Genomic DNA, 1,577 nt, shown 5'->3' on the forward strand with positions numbered 1-1,577 from the left:
ATCCTGAATTACGAAAGTAAAATCTAGTTACTAAATGCAAAAAGGGCTCCAGCCTTTGGTATAATTGAGTTTGCGAGAACTACAATCCCAAAGAAAGGAGCACCTTTAAGGTGAAGTTTATCACAAATCTATCAAATATAAAAGTTAACTTTAACTTGGAAAACGCAACCAATATAGCGGGATTGCTGCCCTTCCTTCAGTTCCTGAAACAAATGGAAATCGAAAACACTTTTCGGTGTTTTGACCCAATCAAAAAAAGCAATTCGCAATTCCCATTTCGTAAGATTATTATCTATCTGATCATTGGATGGGTCGCGTCCTGTACACGTCTCTTCCACTTTCGTTCCATGCAGAAGGATGCCATGATCCAACAGTTTATGGGTGGCAAGTGCCCGCATCATACTTTACTGGGCAAAGACTTAAGGTCTCTCGCGAAATTCAATGTACAGCTTGATGTCAAAGAGCTGATGCACGATATCATTGAACCTGCCCTGCCATCATCCTTGATTTTGGATTTTGACTCAACCATCGAAACCGTTTATGGAAATCAGGAACTGGCTAAAAAAGGGCCAAACTCTCATAAACCGGGCCGTAAAAGCTACCATCCCTTGCTTGTATATGAAGGGAAGACCCGATTATGCCTGAATGCAGCTCTGCGGCCCGGAAACCGACATACTGCCGACAATGCCATTGAGCTGGCAAAAGAGACGTTGAATCTGCTCTCTGAGTCCCAATCCGTCTCTTATGGGCGGTTTGACAAAGGCTTTGCCGGAGAGGACTTTTATAGCTTTTGGGAAGGAAAGCAGATTGACTACGTTGGAAAACTGAAATGGACGAGCCGTTTAGCCAAAGCCGTTTATACAGATCCCGGTCCATGGATTCGATTTGTCGATGAAGACATCGTCATTGAAGGAAAGACGATTGAATATCAAGCAACTTCCTGGAATAAGCCAAGGCGTGTTTCCGTGATCCGAAAAGCTGATCGTTTTGAAATGGATCAAGTACAATTTGTAGACTTTATCTGGGAACATGAAGCAATGGTCCATACGATGGATTGGACTCCGATTGATATATGGCGGTTTTACAACCAAAGAGCCTGCATGGAAAATTACATTAAGGAAGCCAAGTACGGGTTCTCTATCAACCGAATCCCTACCGGCTCATTCAAAGCCAATGAACTGGATTTATTGATCAAATTATTTGCGTACAATCTGTTTGAGCTTTTTAAGATGGATCATTGCCCAACTCCGATGAAAAGCTACACGATCCAAAGATTTCGTAGGGAAATCGTTCAGGCAGCAGGTGTATTCACCTTTCACGCCAGACAAACCATATTAAAGATTCAGGAAGCCTACCTTCATAAACGGGCTTTTTTGAACATGATCCAAAGCGTGAAAAAACTAGAGTGACCATTTGTAACTGAATAAATTGGAAATTTATTGCCTCTTCATTTGGGGAGGGGGAAGAACTATCCAATATACAAAATTTAGAGAATCTCAGCATCCAGTTTTACAAAATTTTACCAGGTTGCCTTGGAATTAATGTTCAGTAAATTTACTTTCGTAATTTGGGATAAT

The 1,577-nt window shown here is 41.3% G+C and carries 1 protein-coding gene; it reads left to right on the top strand.

From position 1 onward, the window contains the following. The first annotated feature begins 110 nt into the window (after window positions 1-110). On the top strand, window positions 111-1,409 hold the full coding sequence (locus tag ACFQ38_RS11385; protein WP_381480975.1) for an IS1380 family transposase: 1,299 nt from the start codon (window positions 111-113) through the stop codon (window positions 1,407-1,409). Window positions 1,410-1,577: the final 168 nt, after the last annotated feature.

Source organism: Sporosarcina contaminans, assembly GCF_042679045.1.
Taxonomy (GTDB): Bacteria; Bacillota; Bacilli; order Bacillales_A; family Planococcaceae; genus Sporosarcina; species Sporosarcina contaminans.